18 protein-coding genes are annotated in these 19,285 nt (G+C 59.7%); 11 read left to right on the top strand and 7 right to left on the bottom strand.

Going from position 1 to position 19,285, the window contains the following annotated elements; genetic code table 11:
- The first annotated feature begins 110 nt into the window (after nt 1-110).
- Together ACE4YL_RS00895 and ACE4YL_RS00890 are read left to right on the top strand one after the other, a co-directional pair.
- Complete coding sequence (locus tag ACE4YL_RS00895; RefSeq protein ID WP_461369022.1) at nt 111-1,073, top strand: hypothetical protein; 963 nt, start codon at nt 111-113, stop codon at nt 1,071-1,073.
- Nucleotides 1,027-1,737 (top strand): carboxylesterase family protein, encoded by a 711-nt coding sequence (locus tag ACE4YL_RS00890; protein ID WP_461357740.1) that lies wholly within the window; start codon nt 1,027-1,029, stop codon nt 1,735-1,737. Before ACE4YL_RS00895 ends, ACE4YL_RS00890 begins: the two co-directional genes overlap by 47 nt.
- Nucleotides 1,738-1,741: 4 nt before the next feature.
- Here ACE4YL_RS00890 and ACE4YL_RS00885 read toward each other — a convergent pair whose 3' ends face one another.
- Both ACE4YL_RS00885 and ACE4YL_RS00880 read right to left on the bottom strand, forming a co-directional pair.
- Nucleotides 1,742-2,344, bottom strand: a complete 603-nt coding sequence (locus ACE4YL_RS00885; RefSeq protein ID WP_461357739.1) for a LysO family transporter — start codon at nt 2,342-2,344, stop codon at nt 1,742-1,744.
- Nucleotides 2,341-2,613, bottom strand: coding sequence for a LysO family transporter (locus ACE4YL_RS00880; RefSeq protein WP_461357738.1), 273 nt, complete (start codon nt 2,611-2,613; stop codon nt 2,341-2,343). Before ACE4YL_RS00880 ends, ACE4YL_RS00885 begins: the two co-directional genes overlap by 4 nt.
- A 154-nt stretch (nt 2,614-2,767) precedes the next feature.
- Between ACE4YL_RS00880 and ACE4YL_RS00875 the strand changes: the two genes are divergently transcribed.
- Entirely contained in the window at nt 2,768-3,229 is a 462-nt protein-coding gene (locus tag ACE4YL_RS00875; protein WP_461357737.1) for a hypothetical protein, read from the top strand.
- Between the two features lie 93 nt (nt 3,230-3,322).
- Complete coding sequence (locus ACE4YL_RS00870) at nt 3,323-4,024, top strand: DUF3298 and DUF4163 domain-containing protein (RefSeq protein WP_461357736.1); 702 nt, start codon at nt 3,323-3,325, stop codon at nt 4,022-4,024.
- On the opposite strand, the gene ACE4YL_RS00865 is transcribed toward ACE4YL_RS00870, so the two are convergent.
- Nucleotides 3,997-6,147, bottom strand: a complete 2,151-nt coding sequence (locus ACE4YL_RS00865) for a cell division protein FtsA (protein WP_461360490.1) — start codon at nt 6,145-6,147, stop codon at nt 3,997-3,999. The two genes, ACE4YL_RS00870 and ACE4YL_RS00865, sit on opposite strands and share 28 nt — an antisense overlap.
- Before the next feature lie 123 nt (nt 6,148-6,270).
- On the opposite strand from ACE4YL_RS00865, the gene pepF reads away from it, so the two are divergent.
- On the top strand, nt 6,271-8,073 hold the full coding sequence (pepF, locus tag ACE4YL_RS00860; RefSeq protein ID WP_461360491.1) for an oligoendopeptidase F: 1,803 nt from the start codon (nt 6,271-6,273) through the stop codon (nt 8,071-8,073).
- Here the strand turns inward: pepF and ACE4YL_RS00855 are convergent.
- Both ACE4YL_RS00855 and ACE4YL_RS00850 read right to left on the bottom strand, forming a co-directional pair.
- A complete protein-coding gene (locus ACE4YL_RS00855) occupies nt 8,070-8,663 on the bottom strand; it encodes a hypothetical protein (protein ID WP_461358783.1) in 594 nt (197 codons plus the stop codon). The two genes, pepF and ACE4YL_RS00855, sit on opposite strands and share 4 nt — an antisense overlap.
- A gap of 11 nt (nt 8,664-8,674) precedes the next feature.
- Nucleotides 8,675-9,220 (bottom strand): cysteine peptidase family C39 domain-containing protein, encoded by a 546-nt coding sequence (locus ACE4YL_RS00850; protein WP_461358784.1) that lies wholly within the window; start codon nt 9,218-9,220, stop codon nt 8,675-8,677.
- Nucleotides 9,221-9,462: 242 nt separating this feature from the next.
- On the opposite strand from ACE4YL_RS00850, the gene ACE4YL_RS00845 reads away from it, so the two are divergent.
- A complete protein-coding gene (locus tag ACE4YL_RS00845; RefSeq protein WP_461358785.1) occupies nt 9,463-10,332 on the top strand; it encodes a MurR/RpiR family transcriptional regulator in 870 nt (289 codons plus the stop codon).
- Between the two features lie 31 nt (nt 10,333-10,363).
- A complete protein-coding gene (locus ACE4YL_RS00840) occupies nt 10,364-12,760 on the top strand; it encodes a GH36-type glycosyl hydrolase domain-containing protein (RefSeq protein WP_461360492.1) in 2,397 nt (798 codons plus the stop codon).
- 60 nt (nt 12,761-12,820) lie between these two features.
- Here ACE4YL_RS00840 and ACE4YL_RS00835 read toward each other — a convergent pair whose 3' ends face one another.
- A complete protein-coding gene (locus tag ACE4YL_RS00835) occupies nt 12,821-13,666 on the bottom strand; it encodes a 5'-3' exonuclease (protein ID WP_461359085.1) in 846 nt (281 codons plus the stop codon).
- An 81-nt stretch (nt 13,667-13,747) separates the two neighbouring features.
- Here ACE4YL_RS00835 and ACE4YL_RS00830 point away from each other — a divergent pair, with 81 nt between their 5' ends.
- The 4 genes from ACE4YL_RS00830 (at nt 13,748) to ACE4YL_RS00815 (ending at nt 17,179) form a co-directional block, all read left to right on the top strand.
- Nucleotides 13,748-14,152, top strand: a complete 405-nt coding sequence (locus tag ACE4YL_RS00830) for a CoA-binding protein (RefSeq protein WP_461359086.1) — start codon at nt 13,748-13,750, stop codon at nt 14,150-14,152.
- Nucleotides 14,153-14,166: 14 nt separating this feature from the next.
- Nucleotides 14,167-15,672: a SpoIID/LytB domain-containing protein gene (locus ACE4YL_RS00825; RefSeq protein WP_461359087.1), complete on the top strand. Its 1,506-nt coding sequence runs from the start codon at nt 14,167-14,169 to the stop codon at nt 15,670-15,672.
- A 3-nt stretch (nt 15,673-15,675) separates the two neighbouring features.
- A complete protein-coding gene (locus ACE4YL_RS00820; protein ID WP_461359088.1) occupies nt 15,676-16,695 on the top strand; it encodes a lysylphosphatidylglycerol synthase transmembrane domain-containing protein in 1,020 nt (339 codons plus the stop codon).
- A 64-nt stretch (nt 16,696-16,759) separates the two neighbouring features.
- Nucleotides 16,760-17,179 carry a hypothetical protein gene (locus tag ACE4YL_RS00815; protein WP_461359089.1) on the top strand — a complete coding sequence of 140 codons (420 nt, stop codon included), beginning with the start codon at nt 16,760-16,762 and terminating at the stop codon, nt 17,177-17,179.
- On the opposite strand, the gene ACE4YL_RS00810 is transcribed toward ACE4YL_RS00815, so the two are convergent.
- Nucleotides 17,147-19,087 carry an ATP-dependent DNA helicase gene (locus tag ACE4YL_RS00810; RefSeq protein ID WP_461359090.1) on the bottom strand — a complete coding sequence of 647 codons (1,941 nt, stop codon included), beginning with the start codon at nt 19,085-19,087 and terminating at the stop codon, nt 17,147-17,149. The genes ACE4YL_RS00815 and ACE4YL_RS00810 overlap by 33 nt on opposite strands.
- Nucleotides 19,088-19,285 lie beyond the last annotated feature (198 nt).

Raw genomic sequence — 19,285 nt, 5'->3', positions numbered from 1 at the left:
AACTTGGGACTAAAGGGGGGGAATGTGCCGAGTAGTCGAGATCCCTAAAATAGACAGAATCTTTATCCCAGTTGAATGAGGGTCAAGTCGGGCTACTTAGGCAACTGAGCATGGAGACCAGACTATTTCTAGGGATTGCGGACACTAACTACTGCACATTTGTGGTTGTGGGGGATTCATCCGGTGAGATTCTCTCCACCGGGAGGGGCGGTTCTGTGAACCACCGTTATTGGGGCGTCAAAACCGCCAGGTCCAATCTGAAAAGGATTATTGAGGCGGTGGGCCAGGAAAGCCGGTCGAAAATAGCAGGGGTTTGCTTTACATACAAAAAGGGCCACCAGCTGACCCAGGAGGAATTGCTGCCAGTGGTGGCTGGTTTGGTTGATGATACGGTGGTACAGGTGGAAGACTATGCCACAAGCGGCGCCTTGGGACTGCACAGCCCCAAGGAGCGTCTGCTGCTCATGGGCAGCCAGGTGGGTCTGGCCGTCCTCCAGTCGGAAGGGGGGCAGCAGCATCGCGCTCAGCTAGGGGAACTCCTCAATGCTCCCGGCAGGCGCATCGACGCCCAGCTGGCCAGCTGGGCGCGGTGGGGAACCAGTGCGGAATTGGCGGATTTCCTCAAGATCCAGGAACTGCAGGAAAACGGCCAGTGTCTGTCAGAGTTGGCTGAGCTTTTGGACCGGCTGAGCCGGCAGGGTAACCCCTGGGCTTTGGCGGCTGCCAGTGACATCGCCCTGGATCTGGTCCGGCTCGTCACCAGGCTGGGTAAGCGCTTCAGCCGGCCTGATCCGGTGATCGGTCTGTACGGTCCCCTGCTCTTGGGCTCGGAATTCATCCGCCAGCGGGTGCAGTACCTCCTGGGCCTGCTCTTTCCCCAGGCGGAGGTGGTGAGGGCACCGTTGGCTCCGGCCAAGGGGGCTTACCTTTCTTCCCTTTTGACAAGGAAAAGCGGGGCGGAACAAGAAGTACTAACCACGTTCTATAATTCCGCAAGAAGCGTGATGCAGAGAGGATGGTTAGACTTTGTCGCAGAGAGTTCTTCATCAACAGATCGAAGGTACTGTTGTTAAGCCCTTTCAGCTGCCCTACGCTCTGTACTTACCGCCGGGTTACGAGGGGCGAGGGGAGCAGCGCTGGCCTGTACTGTTTTTCCTCCACGGTGCAGGGGAGCGGGGGGACGATCTCGACCTGGTCGCGGTCCACGGCCCCCTCAAGCAGGTGAAGGAAGGTAAGGAGTTCCCGTTTATCATTGTGGCACCGCAGTGCCCGGAGAACTGGACCTGGGATCGCAGCCTGGATGAGCTGGATCAGCTGTTTTTGGAGATTATCAGGAACTACGCCGTGGATGTGGAGCGCATTTACCTCACGGGGCTCAGTATGGGGGGATTTGGTACCTGGCACTGGGCCGTGCACCAGCCCCGGGCCTTTGCCGCCCTGGTGCCTATCTGCGGGGGAACCTGGTGGCTCATGGGCTTTCCGGAGCGCATCGCGGTGCTAAAAGACGTGCCCATCTGGGCCTTCCACGGAGGAGATGATCCAGTGGTGCCCTGCAAGATGACAGAAGATCTGGTGGAGGTGCTGCTCAATCTCCAGGCGCCCATCCGGTTCACCAAGTACGCGGGCGTGGGACATGATTCTTGGACCCTGGCCTACAACGAACCTGAGCTGATTCCCTGGCTTTTGGAACAGAGGAACCCAAGTTTCAGCTTCAGGGAAGGCGGCCAGGTGGAGTAGCACCTCAGCTTTGGAGCAGCTGCAGAATAAAGGGAATGACCACAGGCACGAGCGCGCTGAGTACAGTGCCTGAATAAAAGGCCAAGATAGCCGTTTGGCTGTCGGTATGGGCCGCAATAATGGGCAGTGTCACATCCATGGCGGTGGCTCCCCCGGGGGCCACCGCCGCCGCTTTACCGAGCCTTCTGGCCACCGCTGGGATGAGCAGGATGGCCAAGAACTCCCGGAAGACGTTAGTCAGCAGGGCCAAAGTGCCCAAGGTCAGGTCATAGCCCTGGGCGATGAGCACCGCCGAAAGGGAATACCAGCCAAAACCGGCACCAACCAGGGCCGCCTCACCAGGTACCACACCGCCAAGCAGCCCCAAGGCCACCGCACCTATGAGGGAACCCGCGGCCACCAAGAAGGGAACAGCCAGATAGATCTTGGGCAGTCCCTTGATCTTCCTGCCCAGATCTGCATCGGCGCCCAGGCTAAAGCCCACGGCAAAGAGCAGGGCGGCCAGGGCAAAATCTCCCACCAGGCCCAGGACTTCTCCGTTTTCCACGTTGAGCAGGCGGCCCAAGAGCACCCCCGCCATGAGGCTCCCCACGATCTTCCAGGTCACCGGCCTTTCCCCCCTAACTCAGCCACAAGCCACACCAGCAGCACGCTGCCGCCAAGGGTGCCCACGCTCAGCAGCACGGCCCGCAGTCCCAAAACAGGCAGGGCGGAGATCAGTTCCTGGTTGCTGCCCAAGGAAAGGCCCAGGGCAAAAAGGAGGAGGAAAAGGGCTGCGCTCCCTAAAGCGGGTACCCTTGGCCGCAGGGAGCCGGGGAGCAGCCGCCAGCGGGCCGCGATAAAGCCCAAAATTAAAGCGCCCAGAAGCAGCGCCACTAGGCATCTTCCTTTCTAGCCAGGCAATCCCTGTAGGAATTCGACTCGCCTGCTGGAGCTCCTCTCATCCCCGGCAAAAAAGCCCCCTTCCTGGCAGGTGATGGCGGGTCTGTAGAGAAACAAGCAGCAAAACGCGGTGCGGGAGGGAACCTCAGTGAAACACTGGAAACTGCTGAGCCTTGTTGTGGCCGTCATTTTCCTGGCGGGCTGTCTAGCGCCTAAAATCAATTTCACCATCAAGCCCGATCCCATTACCATCCGCTTCCAGCAGAGCGAGCTTACCGGGATCACCCTGCAGTTCAAAATGTCGGGTTTGAGCTTCTCCTACACACTGGAGAGCGCGGTCATCGAGGTGCGTGACGGTGCCGGAGAAGTAGTGTATGAGCATACGGAATCCATAGGTGAATCCATATGGGTTGTCGGTGGTGTGGCGGACGATTACGAGCTTCCCAGCATCTCCCTGCTGCCCCTGTGGGAGGAAATCGAGCAGAGCCTCGGTTTTGCCCTCACGGAAGAGGTGTATAACTCCGAGCTGAAGGGCCAGGAGTACGAACTGAAGATGATCCTCGCGGGCAAGAACCCCACCGAGGACACCGCGGTGGTGCGCTTCGAGTAGCGGCCTCAACCTGTTTCTTCGGGCGTTCTGGGGCGCAGGGAAGTGGGGAAGAGGGGTGGAATTATTCGGTAATCCAACGAAGGGGTGTTTACCATGAAAAAGCTCGGTTTGGCTGGTCTGGTGTTGATCCTTGTGTGCGGCATGTGGGGAACTGGCGCCGCAGCCAGCAGCTATTGGCAGCGCATGGCCCAGGGGTATCCCAATCAGCTGGTGGTTTCGGAGTACCGGTACGAGTATCGTTCGCCTGAGCTGGAGATCACCGCCCAGGTGCCCCAGCTGGCCGGCGCCCCTGATCCGGTCTGGGAGGAGCAGTTCAACCAGAATCTGCGCCAGGCGGTGCAGGATCTGGCGGCTTTTCTTCAGGAAACGGCCCACATGGTCCTGGAAGAGGAGCCCATCTTTGCGGCCTTTCCCTTCCAGGGAATTGTGCAGTTCGAGGTGAAGCTGAACCGGGGAGGTCTGCTCAGCATAGTCCTGACCACCTATACCTTCACCGGGGGCGCCCACGGCATGACTTACTGCGACTACATCAACGTGGATTTGACCACAGGCCAGGAACTCAGCTTCTTTGAGCTGTTCCCCACCGAAGAGGAGATCGACCGCGCCGCCGAGGCCATTAATGAAAAAATAGCCCAGGAGCCGCAATGGTTCTTCATCGACCAGTTCACACCTGGGCTGTTCACCGCGGATCAGGGTTTTTACCTTACGGAAACCGACGCGGTGATCTGTTTCGGCCTGTATGAGATCGCCCCCTACGCGGCCGGCATTCAGGAGTTTCCGGTTGCCGCCCCGTAGGGTACCAGCTCCACCACATCACCATGCTTGATGGGCGTGGTAAAGCCCGCTTTTTCGCCATTGACCAGGATGTGGCCGCCCTTAGTGGTGAAAGCCTCATCGGGCTCATAACTCCGGAAAATGTCGGTGACAATATACTCGCCCAGGGCCCCAGCGAGATTGGGTTGGAACTCAATCCTGTCCTGGGGCTTTATCACATAGTCCAAAGCCACCTGCTGCCCGTTAACCACCGGGGCCGGCTCTTTATGATTGAGCTCCACCTTGGCGCCGTTCACCTGCACCACGATCCCGGGGATGTGTTGAGAGTTCACCGGGAAAAGGTCCCTGAGGGTCCAGGGTTTGTAGAGGTAAGCGGCGTCCTGGCCAGATCGGATGGGTGTATCTAAGGGGCAGGGGAGGCCATCCACCACAAGCTCCAACTTTTCCCCGGCAGTCTGCTCTTTGCCGTTGAGGAAGAAGGACAGGGTGCGCTCTAAAGGGATATCCAGAAGGCTAAAGAGCTCCCGGTAGCTGGTGATGGGCGTGAGGGAGATTTTGTCCCGATCCTGCAGGATGTAAGTAAAGGGTTCTTCCCCGCCGTTGACCCGCACTAGTGGTTTGACCTCCAGGGGAGAGCCGTTCAGGCCGATGTTTTTCACCAGGGCCGGCGCATCGATGAGCTCGCCTAGGGTGACCTGGGGCGGCTCTCCAGGCTGGCCTGGCATGACCTCCAGGCGGTCGCCATCCGCGAGGGTGCTCCCCAGCTCGCAGGGTTCTCCGTTCTTGGTGAGCACCGTTGGTTGGCCCGAAGAACCGGGTAGGGTAATGCAGCGGCCGTTTAGCTCCACCGTATAAGCTGGCCCGGGCCTGCCCACCAACTGGGCGGGGATCAAGCCAGCATGGAGCAGGGCTTCGGCCACGGTGGTGGTGGGCATCTGCAGGAGCTGCAGGCGGCTGCCATTGACGGTGACCGAGATCAGCTCCATGGATCTGCGGTCCAGGTGTGTGCAGCCGATACCGATGGGTGTTATGGCTTCGGGTCCGTGGAAGTGGGGGCTCCCCTGCACGCTGCTGAGGCTTTCCCGATCCCGCAGGCGCACCAGGTTCGCAGGGAGGTTGAGTTTTTGGGCCACCAGTTCCGCCAGGCCCGGGGCGCGGCTGCCGCCTCCGATGAGGATCACACCCTTGGGAGCGCAGCCGTTTAAGGCGATGATCTCCCCGGCGATCTTTTCCGCCAAGGTCTCCACCCGGGGTTGCATCACCGCCACAACCTCTTCATAGGCGAGGGTGAGGTCATTGCCGAACACATCCCGGCAGTGGGCGGGCTCCTGGGGCTTTAGTCCCACTTTCAGCTGCTCAGCCACTTTGAAGTCCAGCAGGAAGTGCTCCGCCAACCCGGCCGTGAGGGCATCTCCCGCGTAGGAGATCATGCCGTAGGCTTTGACCGTTCCCTCCGCGGAGATGGCCAAGTCGGAGGTTCCGGCTCCCACATCCACCAAGGCGATATTGAGCATACGCATGGTGGGGGGCACCACCACGTGCATGGCCGCGATGGGCTCCAAGGTTAGGGAGAGCATCCCCAAGCCCGCCCGCTCCAGGGCGGTACTCAGGGAATCGATGACGATGCGGGGCAGGAAGGTGGCGATCACCTCCACCTGGGCTGTGGATCCCTGATGTCCCTCCAAAGAGCCGATGGGTTCGCCGTCCAGGTAGTACTGGATCACGCTGTAGCCCACGCAGAGGTAACTGTGCATCACCCCGCCCTCACTGGAGGGGGCCAGCTGCTCCACCGCTGCCCGGACCGCATCCAGCTCCAGGGCCCTCACTTCATCGGCGCTGATGCGGTGGTTGAGGGGGAAGGTCAGGGAGCTAGTGCCCACTTCGGTGCGGAGCGATCTGCCCGCCGCGGCCACGGCTGCCTTTTGCAGAGGGCGTCCGCAGGCTTCTTCCAGCCGCCCCTTGATCCGCCTGATCACCTTGGCCACCGCCTCGATATGGTGGATCTGTCCATCGGCCATGGCCCCCGGCAGCTGCTGTTCCACGACGGCTTCTTTGAGTTCAAAGCCATCTTCCGCGGCAGCCAGGAGCAGGCCGGCAATCTTCCGGGTGCCGATATCCAGTGCAAAGACCTCAGCCGTACTCATGGACAACACCTCACCCCTTGTATTTCGCCACAAAGGATGGTGATCCTGTTTTTGGGTGGTGGGGGAAGGAGAGATTCCGCCGGTGGAGAATTGGGAGGGAAAGCAGAAAGGGGAGTGAACCACATGAGCAAGCTGCCAACGCGCGCTGAAGTTCCACAGGATTTGAAATGGAAGCTGGAAGACATCTTCCCAACCGATGAAGCCTTTCAGGAGGCTTTAGCCAAAGCCAAGGCTGGCAAGGAGCGCATCTTGGCCTTAAGGGGCACCATCACCTCCGGAGAGAGCCTGCTTGCGGCCCTGAAAGTTCGCGATGAGATCACTCTGCTGATGGAGAGGATCATCGCCTATTCCCACATGCGCAAGGACGAGGATAATGCTAATACCAAGTACCAAGGCTTTGCCGGCCAAGCCATTTCCACCGCGGTGGAGCTGAGCAGTGCCGGGGCCTTTTTGGAGCCGGAGATCCTCAGCCTGGACCCGGAAGTGGTCCGGGGCTGGATTGAGGAGATCCCGGAACTCGCGGTGTACCGGCACTACCTGGAGGACCTGCTGCGCATGAAACCCCATGTGCTCCCCGCGGAACAGGAGGAGCTCCTGGCCGCCGCGGGTGAACTGGCGGGGGCACCGGGGAATATCTTCCGCATGTTCAACAACGCGGACCTGCGCTTCCCGGAAATCCCCAACGAAGAAGGGGAGATGGTGGAGCTTTCCCATGGGCGCTACATCAAATTCTTGGAGTCCCAGGATCCCAAGGTGCGGGAAGCGGCCTTTAAGGCCATGTATGAAACCTACTCCGCCTGGAAAAACACCCTTGGCGCGACCTATACCGCAGCGGTGAAAAAGGAACTCTATTTCTCCCGGGCCAGGAAGTACAAATCTTCCTTGGAAGCTGCCCTCTTCACCGATAATGTGGATCCTGAGGTGTACACCAACTTGATCCAGACGGTCCACGAGCACCTGCACCTGCTCCACCGCTATGTGCGGGTGCGCAAGAAGCTCTTGGGCCTGGACGAGATGCATATGTGGGATCTCTATGTGCCCATGGTGGCGCTGGAGGAAGAGCAGATCCCCAGGGAGCAGGCGGTGGACATGGTGCGGGCAGGCCTGCAGCCCCTGGGCGAGCAGTACCTAAGCGATCTGGAGCAGGCCTTCCGGGATGGCTGGATCGACTGGCTGGAAAACCGGGGCAAGACCAGCGGCGCCTATTCCTGGGGTGCCTACGGGGTACACCCCTATGTATTAATGAACTACCAGGGCAACCTGAAGGACGTGTTTACCCTGGCCCATGAGCTCGGCCACGCCATGCACACCTATTACTCCAACAAGCACCAGGAGTATCCCAACGCCGACTACCGGATCTTCGTGGCGGAGGTTGCCTCCACCTTGAATGAGGCACTGCTCAACACCGACCTTCTAGGCAAGACAGAAGATCCCAAACGCCGGGCTTACCTGATCAACCACTACCTGGACGAGTTTAGGGGCACGGTATTTAGGCAGACCATGTTTGCCGAATTCGAGATGATCGTCCACGACAAGGTGGGCAGGGGCGAACCGGTCACCTGCGAACAGCTCATGGAGATCTACTACGACTTAAACAAGAAGTACTTCGGCGATGATATCGTGGTGGATGAGCTCATCGCCATGGAGTGGGCCCGGATCCCCCACTTCTACAGGCCGTTTTATGTGTACAAGTACGCCACGGGCTTTGCCGCCGCCACCGCCTTGGCCAAACAGATCCTGGAGGAAGGGGAGCCCGCCCGGGAGCGCTATCTAACCTTCCTGGCCAGCGGCGGGTCCGACTACCCCTTGAACCTCCTGCGCCGGGCCGGCGTGGATCTAAGCAAGCCCGAGCCCATCGTCCAGGCCATGCAGGTCTTCGACGCGTTCCTCAACGAGCTGGAAAAACTGGGGGACAGCTTGACCTAAAAAGTGATCTTCACACCCAAGCTCTGCACGCTGCCATCCAGGGCCTGGGTGTAGCTGAAGGTCAGCTGCCTTGCCCCAGCGGTGCTGTGGTGAAGTTCGTAGGTGAGCAGAGAGTTTTTGCGGTAACTGAGGTGGGCCCCCAGGGCCCATCTTTCATTGGCGGCAAAGGCCACACCGGCCTGCAGGGTAACCTCCTCCTGGATCAGGAGGCTGCACTTCAGAGCCAATGGGTCGAAGACCAGTTTAACCCCGCCCCGCAGCGCCAGCTGCTCTCGGCGGACTCCCAACTCCAGGGCCAGTTCACTGGTGAGCTCCTCCCGCAGCGGCCAGGAGAAGGCCACGCTGCCCTGGGCCGGAAGCAGCTCCAGGCGGGGCCCGCTGGGCTCAACTCCCAGCTGTACAGGGAGTTTCAGAGCCAGGCTCAGCTGATCCTGGACCGGCCAGGTCACACCCAGCTGAAAGTGGAAGAGGCGGAAATCATGGTAGGGGGAGCTCAAAACCTGGGTTTCCCAGGTCCAGGCTGCCGAGGCCACCTGGCCGCAGCAGGCCAGCAGCGCCAGGGTTAGGAACACTTGTGCCAGTTGTCTCATGGCGTTCCTCCTCAAAACTCGGCTACCGCCTGGTTCAAGAGGCGCAGCCGGCGTTCCACTGAGGTTAACAGCTTTTCCACACTGGATAAGGGGGGAAGCTCCGGGAAGTGGAGGATGTAGCCGCTGAAGTCTTCCAGGAAGACCCTCGGCGGCAGCGCCCGCACCCCGCTGGCGGGGTCGGCCACCACCAGGAAACCTTCCACAAGACCCAGCAGCACCACATAGTGCCCGAGCTCCAGGTCCCGGTGGGCCAGGAGCGGGCGGTTGGGGGAGTTGGTGAAAAAGTAGTGCAGTTCATCCCAGGTGAGTTTGTACCCTTCCACAGTCCAGCCCCGGCTGTGGAAATAGCGGGCCAGGTCCGCCAGGGAAACGCCCCGGCCTTCCACCGCCTCCAGCTGAGGCTCGGTGCTTTCCCCAGCCAAGAGGAAGAGGATGGCGCAGGCGGTGGGCCCGCAGTCCCAGGGGGTGCTTTGGCCTAGAAGGCCGTGGTACTTCGTCTCTTGGTAGGGTTGGAGTGAACTCACCAGGTGGAAGAAGAGCACGAGCCAAATAGGCATCACCTCTTTTTGCTCCCAGTTTAGGATCTTTGGGCGCAATTGTCAAGAGAATTTAGAATACTACGGCAAACAAGTATTTTCCTGAACAAAGTGCTTTTTGTGGCAGGGAAATTTACTGATTGTGGTGAATTAATAAACACTTTTTGAGACAAACGTTTTCCCGGACGGGGGGTGTGAAAATAAGTACCTAGACCAGGACTACGGGATCGCCGTGTCCAATTGATCTGAAGGAGGCTGTTACTGTGAGTCGGTTGGCTAACGCTCTGCTGCACATTCGCGGGACTTACCCGGCCTTGAGGCCTGCTGAAAAGCGCGTGGCCCAAGTCATCTTGAGCGACCCCAGGGAGGCGGTGCACTACTCCATTACCCAACTGGCGGAAAAGGCTGAAGTAAGCGATGCTACCGTAGTTAAGTTCTGTAAGCGCCTGGGCTACAAAGGCTATCAAGAGTTCAAGATCATGTTAGCGCAAGATGTGGCGGTGAAGCCGCAGCTCATCCACGGCGAAGTGGAGCCGGGCAATGATGTGCAGACCATCAAAGAGAAGATCTTTCAGGCAAACATCAGCGCCCTGCAGGAAACTGCCCAAGTGCTGGAGACGGAAGCTCTGGAGCGGGCGGTGCAGGCCCTGGCCAATGCCGGCGAAATCCATTTCTACGGGGTGGGGGCCTCCGGCATTGTGGCCCTGGATGCGGAGCAGAAGTTTTCCCGGATCGGACTGAGGACCAGCGCCTTTTTGGACACCCACCTGCAGATCGCCCGCGCGGTACACCTACGGGAAGGGGATGTGGCCGTGTGCCTGTCCTTTTCCGGGGAAACGGTGGAGATCGTGGAGGCCCTGCGCGCGGCCAAACAGGCCGGGGCCCTGACCATTGCCATCACCAGTTTCTCCGGCTCTACCCTGGCCAGGGAAGCAGATGTGCTTCTGCTCACCTCCACTCAGCAGAATCTCTTTAGAAGCGGCGCCATCGCTTCCCGACTTACGCAGCTGAGCACCATTGACGTTCTGTTCATCGCCGTGGCCCTGGTGGATCACGAGCGGGCCCAGGAGGCCATTGAAAAAACCCGGGCCATTTTGTCCCAGCGCCGGCTGGAGCGATTGAAGGGGTCTTGAACACTGGCAAAACGAATAGAGGAGAGCTGGCATGAGGTACGGCTATTTTGACGATGCGAACCGGGAGTATGTGATCGAGCGTCCAGATATCCCAGTTTCCTGGACGAACTACCTTGGTGTAAAGGATTTCTGCACAGTGATCTCCCACAACGGCGGCGGCTATTCCTTTTTCAAATCGCCGCAGCATCACCGCATTACACGTTTTCGCCCCAACGGGGTGCCCCTGGACCGCCCGGGCCACTACGTCTACCTGCGGGACGATGCCACGGGGGAGTACTGGTCCGTTTCCTGGCAGCCGGTGGGCGTTGACCTCAGCAAGGCGGCTTACCAGTGCAGGCACGGCCTATCCTACTCCAAATTTCTCTGCTCTTACCGGGACATCGAAGCCCAGCAGCTGCTCTTTGTTCCCGTCGCCGATGACCTGGAGCTTTGGGATGTGCGTCTCAAGAACACTTCCCCCGAGACCCGGCGGTTAAGTGTCTTTACCTATGTGGAGTTTTCCTTCCATCATGTGGACATCGATAACCAGAACTTCCAGATGAGCCTCTATGCCAGCGGTTCAAGCCTCCAGGATGGGATCATCGAGTATGACTTTTTCTACGAACCGTGGACCTTCCATTATTTTACCGCCAACTTCGAGCCCGACAGCTATGATTCCATAAGAGATGAATTCATCGGCCCCTACCGCACGGAAAGCAATCCTGTGGCGGTGGAAAGGGGAGTGTGCTCCAACCGCAGCCAGCTTGGGGGCAACCACTGCGGGGCTCTGCACAAGCGGCTCAGCCTCGAGCCCGGGGAAGAGGTGCGCCTGATTTACCTTTTGGGCGTGGGCCATCGCCGCGCTGGCCAGGAGATGCGGAAAAAGTACGCTGATCCCGCCAGTGTGGATGCGGCCTTTGTGGAGCTGCAGCGCCACTGGCAGCAGAAGCTGGAGGCCCTGCAGTGCCGCACGCCCCATGAAGGCCTGAACACCATGATCAACACCTGGAACCTCTACCAGGCGGAAACCTGCGTGGTCTGGTCAAGGTTTGCTTCTTTTATCGAAGTCGGGGGCCGCACCGGGCTGGGCTATCGGGATACAGCCCAAGATGTGTACAGCGTGCCCCATACCAACCCCGCAAAGGTCAAGCAGCGCCTGGAGGAACTCCTCCGGGCACAGGTGAGCCAAGGATACGGGCTGCACCTGTTTGAGCCAGAGCTCTTCGACCCTTCCCGGCCGCCCCGGCCCAAGTTCAAATCGCCCACTGTGGTCCCGGAGCCTCCGAAAAGCAGCTTGATTCACGGGCTGGAAGACACCTGTTCCGATGATCATCTGTGGCTGGTGCCCTCGGTGTGCGAGTACGTTAAGGAAACGGCGGATGTGGGCTTTTTCCAGGAAGTTTATCCCTTCGCCGACGGGGGCGAGGCTGCGGTGTACGAACACCTCAAGCGGGCCCTGGACTTTTCCGCCGCACAGGTGGGGCAGCGGGGTATCTGTAAGGGGCTGTGGGCCGATTGGAACGACTGCTTGAACCTGGGCGGCGGGGAAAGTGCCATGGTTTCTTTTCTGCACTACTGGGCGCTGCAGGAGTTTATTGAGGCCGCGGAATTCCTGGGACATGGAAAAGATGTGGAGTGCTACACGGCCCTGGCGGAAAAGGTGCGGCGCACCTGCGAGGAAGAGCTGTGGGATGGCCAGTGGTACCTGCGGGGCTTCACCGCCCAGGGCGCCAAAATCGGCAGCAGGGAGAACGAAGAAGGGCGGATCCATTTGGAGTCCAATGCCCTGGCTGTTCTCTCCGGGGCTGCTTCCCGGGAGCGGGCCCTCTCCTGCATGGATGCGGTGGACCGCTATCTTTATTCCCCCCGGGGTCTGCACTTGGTCTGGCCCGCCTACACCAAGCCCGACGACGGCGTAGGGTTTGTCACCAGGGTCTACCCTGGCATCAAGGAAAACGCGGCCATCTTCAGCCATCCCAACCCCTGGGCGATCATTGCCGAATGCCGCCTGGGCCGGGGCTCCCGGGCCATGAAGTTCTACGATGCGCTTTTGCCCTACAACCAAAACGACGAGATCGAGATCCGCCACGCCGAACCCTATTCTTACTGCCAATTTATCGTGGGTAGAGATCACGAACTATTCGGGCGGGCCCGGCATCCCTGGCTCACGGGCAGTGCCGGATGGAACTACGTGGCCGCGACCCGCTGGATCTTGGGCGTGCGGGTCTCGTACCGCGGGTTGATCGTGGATCCCTGCATCCCCGCAGACTGGCCCGGGTTCAAGGTTAACCGCAGGTGGCGGGGGGCGCTGTATCTGATCACCGTGGAAAACCCCCAAGGGGTGGAACGGGGCGTCAAGTCCATCACCCTCAACGGGAAACCCCTCAGCGGGGAAATCCCAGCCCAGCCGCGGGGTACCGTGAACGAGGTTGTGGTGGTGATGGGTTAAGGTGCAGGACTTCAGCTTGGAAAGAAAGCCGCTAGGCTCAGCTAGCGGCTATTTGCTAGTTTAGCCAATTTCCGGAACGGCCGCCCGGATGCCCAAGGAGTCTAGGGTGCGGCGCACATCTTCCTCGGCAAAGGCTAGGCGCCCCGCCTGCCAGCAGCAGTAGGTGGGGACGCTGCGCTCGATGGTGGCCAGTTCCCGATAGAGGTGGGCCTCTTCTTGTTGTTGCGCCAGGTTCTGCCCGGCTTTCCCCGGCAGCAGATCGGCGTTTTTGATCAGCTCATCCAGGGAACCGAACATATCCAGCCAGCGCACTGCCGTTTTGGGCCCCACCAGGGGAATGCCTGGAATGTTGTCACTGCTGTCGCCCACCAGGGCTTTGTAGTCGGGAACTCGCTCTGGGGGAACGCCCAGTTCATACCGGACGATCTCCGGCGTGAAGAGCTTGTTGGCCCTGCTGTTGGGGACCACCACAGTTACCCGCTCCGAAACCAGCTGCAGGGCATCCCGGTCCGTGGTCACCAGATAGCAGTGGGTGTCCGCCGGGGCATAGTGGCTCATGGTACCCATGATGTCATCCGCTTCGTAGCCGGCGAGACTCACCAAGGGGATGCTGAAACTGGCGATCACCTCTTCAATCAGTTCAATCTGGCCCCTCAGCTCCTCCGGCATGGGGGGCCTGTGCTCTTTATAGGCGGGAAAGAGTTCGTGACGGAAGGTGGGGCTGGGGTGATCGGAGGCTACGAAGAGGTAATCCGGCTGGAATTGCCGCATCAAACTGGTTAGGGTATTATAAAAGCCGAGGACGGCGTTGATAATTTGACCATCCTGCCGTCTAATAGATGTTGGTAATCCGAAAAAAGAGCGGTATACTAAAGAAAAACAGTCCAAGATCAAACAGGTAGACAAGGCGCTGACTCCTTTGAACGGCATTTAGTATTTATTATAACACACCCTTTCCCCCTTGGGCTGAGAAAGGAGCGCGGTTCCATGCAGAATCCGGTTGAACAGGCTCTAGCTCTCCAGAACATCGCGGTGGTTGGCTTAAGCAGAGATCCAGCCAAGGCGGCCCACACCGTTCCCCGCTATCTGCAGATCCAGGGGTACAAGATTTACCCCGTCAACCCCTTCGCCGGCCCGGAGCTTCTGGGCGAAAAGGTGTATAGCAAAGTGAGTGAGATCCAGGGGCCAGTGGACATGGTTGTCATCTTCCGGCCTTCTGAAGAAGTCCTTCCTGTGGTGGAAGATGCCCTCAAGCGAGGGGACATCAAAGCCATTTGGCTCCAAGAGGGCATCGTCAACGCCCAAGCGGAAGCTCTGGCTAAAGAGCGGGGGCTCATTTTCGTTCAGGATAAGTGCACCTTTAAGGAACATCGCCGGCTCAAAAGGGCCTAAGGAGCATCCTATTCATGAAGAAGTTGGTTGTGGTTTGGTCTGTGCTGCTGATCTTTGCCGGGGCAGCCCTGGCCTCCGGCGGGCCTGATCTGGCCCCCGGCTGCCAGGAGCCCCTGGCCCTGCCCGCGGACAAGATCCTCCGCATCTCCCAAGATTTGGTGGAATTCGAGCACCATGGATTTCTGCCCATCAGCCCCGAGGTGGAGTGCTACCAGCACTGGGAAGAGGAAATCCTGCCCATTCCCCTGGATGCGGTGAAGGTGGGTTTTGAGCAGGTGGTGGCCACCCTCTTCCTGGGGGAAGTGGTCCGTTTTGATGTGTACGATCCCCTCTATATCCGCACCATCAGGGTGGCCATCAGCACCGACCAGTTCCAGGGCATCGAACATCGGGAGCTGCGTTTTTCTTCCCCCACCAGGCTGTATGTGGAGGAAAAGGGTACCGGGCGGGGCTTTCAGCTCCAGGCCGGGGAACAGACGGTGGTGTCCGTCCAGGATGGCGGGTTCCAGGTGGTGGACGGGCGGGGGAACCTTTGGGAGTTCGGCCCCCGCATCTATGTGGAAACCGACCCGGGCGGCCTGATCCAGATCGATTCTTTTCAGCGGGGTGTGGGCACACCCTTTTTCCCCCGCTATCGGGGGCGTTTTGAGCTCACCGTCGCGGAAGGGGATACCTTCCTGGCCATCAACGAGGTGAGCCTGGAGGATTACCTCCGGCAGGTTGTGCCTAGTGAAATGCCGGTTACCTGGCCCCTGGAAGCGTTGAAGGCCCAGGCGGTGGCGGCGCGCACCTACGCGGTGGCCCAAGCGGTCTATTCCCGCCAGGGCCACTTGGGTTTCCACGTCGCGGACAGCACCAACTCCCAGGTGTATAACAACGAATTGGAATCTCCCCGGGCCAGCCAAGCCATCCTAGAGACTGACGGGGAGATTTTAGTGAACCCCGACGGTACGGTGAGTGCAACCTATTTTTACTCCACCTCGCCCCGGGGGATGCTCAGCGACCTGGCCAGCTGGCAGGATCTGAGCCAGCTGGCCCTGGAGGGCAGTTCCCCCTGGTTTCGCTGGAAGTGCTCCTTCAGCCGGGAGGAGCTGGCGCGGCTTTTGGCCCCTTACCTCCCCAGTGGCTTTGGGGAATTGGTGGGTCTAGAGGCGGCGGAGCGGGATGAGCGGGGGCGGGTAGTTAGGCTGCGCCTTGTGGGCAGTCAGGGAGAAGCTTGGATCGACGGAGAGTTAAACGTGCGCCGGGCCCTGCAGCCCGCCTCCCTGCAGCGGGTGCGGGACAGCCTAGGCCGGCAGACGCTTTTGCCCAGCGCCCATTTCTTCCTGGAGGTTCAGCGGGATGGCAGCGGCAAGCTGCAGGCGGTGCAGGTCTACGGGGGCGGGGCAGGTCATCAGCTGGGCATGAGCCAGTGGGGGGCGAAGGGCATGGCCGAAGCAGGCCACGATTACTTAACCATCTTGAACACCTATTACCCGCAATCGCGCTTAATTACCCATACAGAACAGTTGAGGTACTAGGCCATGGATAAGACAGACAAGCCGCAATGGAAAATCCCTTGGCGGGGATTACTTATTGCGCTGGTGGTGAGCGCCGCGGTCCTGGCTGTGATCTTCTGGCAGATGGTCAACCCCCGGGATGTCCTCCAGGAGCTGAGGCAGTATCCGCTCAGCTATTTTTTTGGTGCCCTCTTTTTTGTGCTGGCGGCCTGGCTAGTGGATGGGCAGCGCATCGGCACTTTGGCCCGGGCCCTGGGCCAGCGCATTCCCTGGTGGGAACTGGCCATCATCCTGGGGGCGGCTAACTTCCTCACCCTGGTTACGCCCTTCGCGGGCGGCGGCGGTGCCCTCATCGTCTACTACCTCTACCGCCGGGGTCTTAGGTCCCCACAGGCGACCGCGGTGGTTTTAGGCGGGGGGCTCGCGGGGCAGACGGCCCTGGCCCTTTTGGCCTTTGTGACCTCGGCCACGCTGCGCAGTGTGCCCTTCGACCTGGCACCCTACTTTACCGGGGTGAAGTACGGGGCCCTGGCGTATCTTACCATCCTCACGGCTCTGCAGTTCGCCATTGTCCGCAGTGAGCGGATCTTCCAGTGGCTCTTCCGCAAAAGAGGCGGTCAATCCCGTTCCGCAGCGTGGATCGCCGATTTCCGTTCCGCTTACGAGCTGCTGCTCACCAAGGGGCAGGGGCGCTATCTGCTTTGTGTGGCTGTGGCCTTTGCTTATTATGTGGTCTACTACACGGGGAGTTTTCTTCTGCTCAGCGGTTTTGGCATCTTCTATCCCGGGCTGCGTTTTGCCCTGGCGGTACTCTTTGGCGTGGCCCCCGTGTTTTCCCCCATCCCCGGCGGTGCCGGTCTTTCCGAAGGAATCTCCTGGGCGGTTTTGGACAGCGTACTGCAGCCCGATGAACTGGCCAGCTTCATCGTCCTCTGGCGAACCGTGGTTTTTTATATCCCCATTTTATTGGGCGGCACCATCTTTGTCTTTTTGGTCATGCGTTGGGCTGCCGGCAGTAATATTACGGGGGGAAGCGGGGAATAATTCAGGAGGCAAGAGGCAGGAGCTATCAGGACTGCTCACTTCTGCGACCTGAAGGGGTGATCACATGGGTTATCGGCAGCAGCTCAAACAGGCCCGGGAGATGCTGCAGGCGGAAATTGAGGAACTGCGGGAAAAGCTAGCGGCTAAGGAGCAGGATCTGCGCAAACTGGACAATTTGCTAAAGCAGTCGGGCAGCCCCCGGGATGCCCGTCCCTCCCTGACCAGTCAGATTGTGGGAACCCTCTACCTCTTAGCCCAGGAGTATCCCGAGGGAGTTCCCGCCAGGGCGGTGGTCCAGAGATTCGCGCAGATCCGGGAGGATGTCAACGAATCCACCATCCGCTCCACCCTGTATCAGGTGGTGCGCAAAATACGGCCCACGGAGATCCTGGTGGGGGATGCGGTGGAAAGGGTGCGGGTGGTGAAAAACGGTCCGCTTTACGATGTGCAGTTAGTGGCCGAACAGGAGGCGGAGCTCCTCTAGGTCGCGGGTGAAGCGCGCCGGGGGTAGAGAATCCAAGAAGCTTGCTCCGTAGGCGGTGGTGAGGATGCGTTCATCGAGAATGATCACACCGCCTTTGTCTTGCCTGCTGCGGATCAGCCGGCCGAACCCCTGTTTGAGGCGGAGGATGGCCTGGGGCAGGCTGTATTCCAAAAACGGGTTACCCCCCGCTTGGGCGATGGCCTCCAGGCGCGCCGCGATGACGGGCCGGTCCGGTACCGTGAAGGGCAGGCGGGTGATCACCACAGCCTTTAAGGCCTCCCCGGGCAGATCGATCCCTTCCCAGAAGCTGTTGGTACCAAAAAGCAGTGAACGGGGGTTATCCCGGAAGCTCTCGATGAGGCTCAGGCGGGGTCCATCCCCCTGCTTGTAGAGGTCATATCCTTCCGCTTCCAGTTTGGGCCAGATAGCTTCCGCCACCTGATCCATCAGGCTGTAGCTGGTGAAGAGGGCCAAAACCCCGCCCTTGGTGGCAGCCGCCGTGCGCAGGACCAAATAGCCCACGTAATGGGCGTAGCGGGGGTGCTTGGGGTTCTTCGCCTCCTTGGGCACACAGAGGATGGCCTGGCGGTCGTAGGCAAAGGGGGAACCTAAAATGAGCCCCGCGGCCTTATGCAGACCCAACTGGTTTTGGATGTAGGCGAAGGAATGGTTGGTGCTCAAGGTGGCCGAGGTTAGGATGACCGAAGGGGTCTGGTTAAAGAGGGTTTCCTCCAACAGGGACCCGATCTTGATGGGAGCCGCGGTGAGGCAGGGCTCCCCGTTTTGTATTTCCGCCCAGTAGGCGTAGGCGGGATCTTCAGCCGCGAGGATCAATTCCAGGGAGTCCAGGAGCCTGGAGGTGAAGGAGGTGAACTGCTCCACAAGGCCCAAAGCTTCCCCTTCCTCTTCCAGGGTGCATTCCTTGAGCAGCTCCTGGATGTCTTTGAGGTGCTTGTCCAAAGTGGTTTGGGCGAAAACGCCGCGGTTTGCCCCCGGGAGGGGCACCGTGTGGCTGGTGATCAGACCTTCGATTTGGCTGAAGTACTGGCCCGCTTCCTTCACCAGCTGGTCCAAAACCACATGGAGGTCCTGCACCACATATTCTGGGACATAGTCCCGGAGTACCCCCAGAAGCTGCACCCCGGTGCGGTAATAGGCCAGGAAGCTCTTGCGGGTGAGCTGGTGGCTGTAGGCATTGGTGGCCACATCCTCCAAATTGTGGGCTTCATCGATCACCACCGCATCAAGCCCAGGCAGCACCCGCCCTTCCGTGCGGGCATCGGCCAAGAGCATGGCCTGGTTGGTAATGATCAGGTGGGCCTTGGCCAGGCGGTGGCGCAGGCTCCAGTAGAAGCAGCCCTTGAAATGGGAGCAGCGCTCCTCGGGGCAGCTCTCCTTTTCGCAGCAGATCTCCGACCACACTTCCCAGGGAATGGGGAAGGGAACTTCGCTCACGTCCCCCGTCTCCGTTTCCCCGGCCCAGCGCTGCAGGGCCTCAAGATCGGTGACCAGACTGAGCTGGCCGGCGCGCCCCTGCAGAAACTCCTGCCAGCGGCGGAGGCAGAGGTAGTTGGAGCGGCCCTTAAACACTTCCACCTTGAACTCCAAGGGCAGCACTTCCTGGAGGAAGGGTATGTCCTTATGGTAGAGCTGTTCCTGCAGAGTGAGGGTGTGGGTGGCGATCACCGCCAGTTTGTTTTCTTCAACGGCATAGTAGATCAGCGGTAGAAGGTAGGCGAGGCTTTTGCCCACCCCGGTACCGGCTTCGATCAGGGCGTGTTCTTTACTGCCCAGTACCCGGTAGATATGTTCAGCCATCTGGATCTGCTCGGGACGGTATTCGTAGGATTCCAGCTTGTCAGCGAGCAGGCCCTCCGGCCCCAAGAGAGCTTCAGCGTGGAAAGGCACATCGGTCACCACCTTGTCGATTCATTATACCATAGGGAAGGCAGTGCCTGGTAGACAGGGCAACTTGTAGAATTAAGTGAAAGAAAAGCTCACGGCTCTCTGATACAATGTAAGGGTGCAAAACCAAATCATTGTTCAGGGAGGAGCCATGAGCTACGTTCATTGTACCAGAAGAAGAAGAAAAGGAAAACACCTGGA

Source organism: Candidatus Darwinibacter acetoxidans (genome assembly GCF_041936445.1).
Lineage (GTDB): Bacteria > Bacillota > Limnochordia > Darwinibacteriales > Darwinibacteriaceae > DTU010.
The sequence above is the reverse complement of the archived record's forward strand: the minus strand, read 5'-3'. Positions and strand labels throughout refer to the sequence as shown.

Excerpts from the sequence above, each read along its gene's own strand:
- ACE4YL_RS00895 (WP_461369022.1), top strand. The coding sequence starts at position 111 with ATGGAGACCAGACTATTTCTAGGGATTGCGGACACTAACTACTGCACA.
- ACE4YL_RS00870 (WP_461357736.1), top strand. The coding sequence starts at position 3,323 with ATGAAAAAGCTCGGTTTGGCTGGTCTGGTGTTGATCCTTGTGTGCGGC.
- ACE4YL_RS00865 (WP_461360490.1), bottom strand. The coding sequence starts at position 6,147 with ATGAGTACGGCTGAGGTCTTTGCACTGGATATCGGCACCCGGAAGATT.
- pepF (WP_461360491.1), top strand. The coding sequence starts at position 6,271 with ATGAGCAAGCTGCCAACGCGCGCTGAAGTTCCACAGGATTTGAAATGG.
- ACE4YL_RS00855 (WP_461358783.1), bottom strand. The coding sequence starts at position 8,663 with ATGAGACAACTGGCACAAGTGTTCCTAACCCTGGCGCTGCTGGCCTGC.
- ACE4YL_RS00850 (WP_461358784.1), bottom strand. The coding sequence starts at position 9,220 with ATGCCTATTTGGCTCGTGCTCTTCTTCCACCTGGTGAGTTCACTCCAA.
- ACE4YL_RS00840 (WP_461360492.1), top strand. The coding sequence starts at position 10,364 with ATGAGGTACGGCTATTTTGACGATGCGAACCGGGAGTATGTGATCGAG.
- ACE4YL_RS00830 (WP_461359086.1), top strand. The coding sequence starts at position 13,748 with ATGCAGAATCCGGTTGAACAGGCTCTAGCTCTCCAGAACATCGCGGTG.
- ACE4YL_RS00825 (WP_461359087.1), top strand. The coding sequence starts at position 14,167 with ATGAAGAAGTTGGTTGTGGTTTGGTCTGTGCTGCTGATCTTTGCCGGG.
- ACE4YL_RS00820 (WP_461359088.1), top strand. The coding sequence starts at position 15,676 with ATGGATAAGACAGACAAGCCGCAATGGAAAATCCCTTGGCGGGGATTA.
- ACE4YL_RS00815 (WP_461359089.1), top strand. The coding sequence starts at position 16,760 with ATGGGTTATCGGCAGCAGCTCAAACAGGCCCGGGAGATGCTGCAGGCG.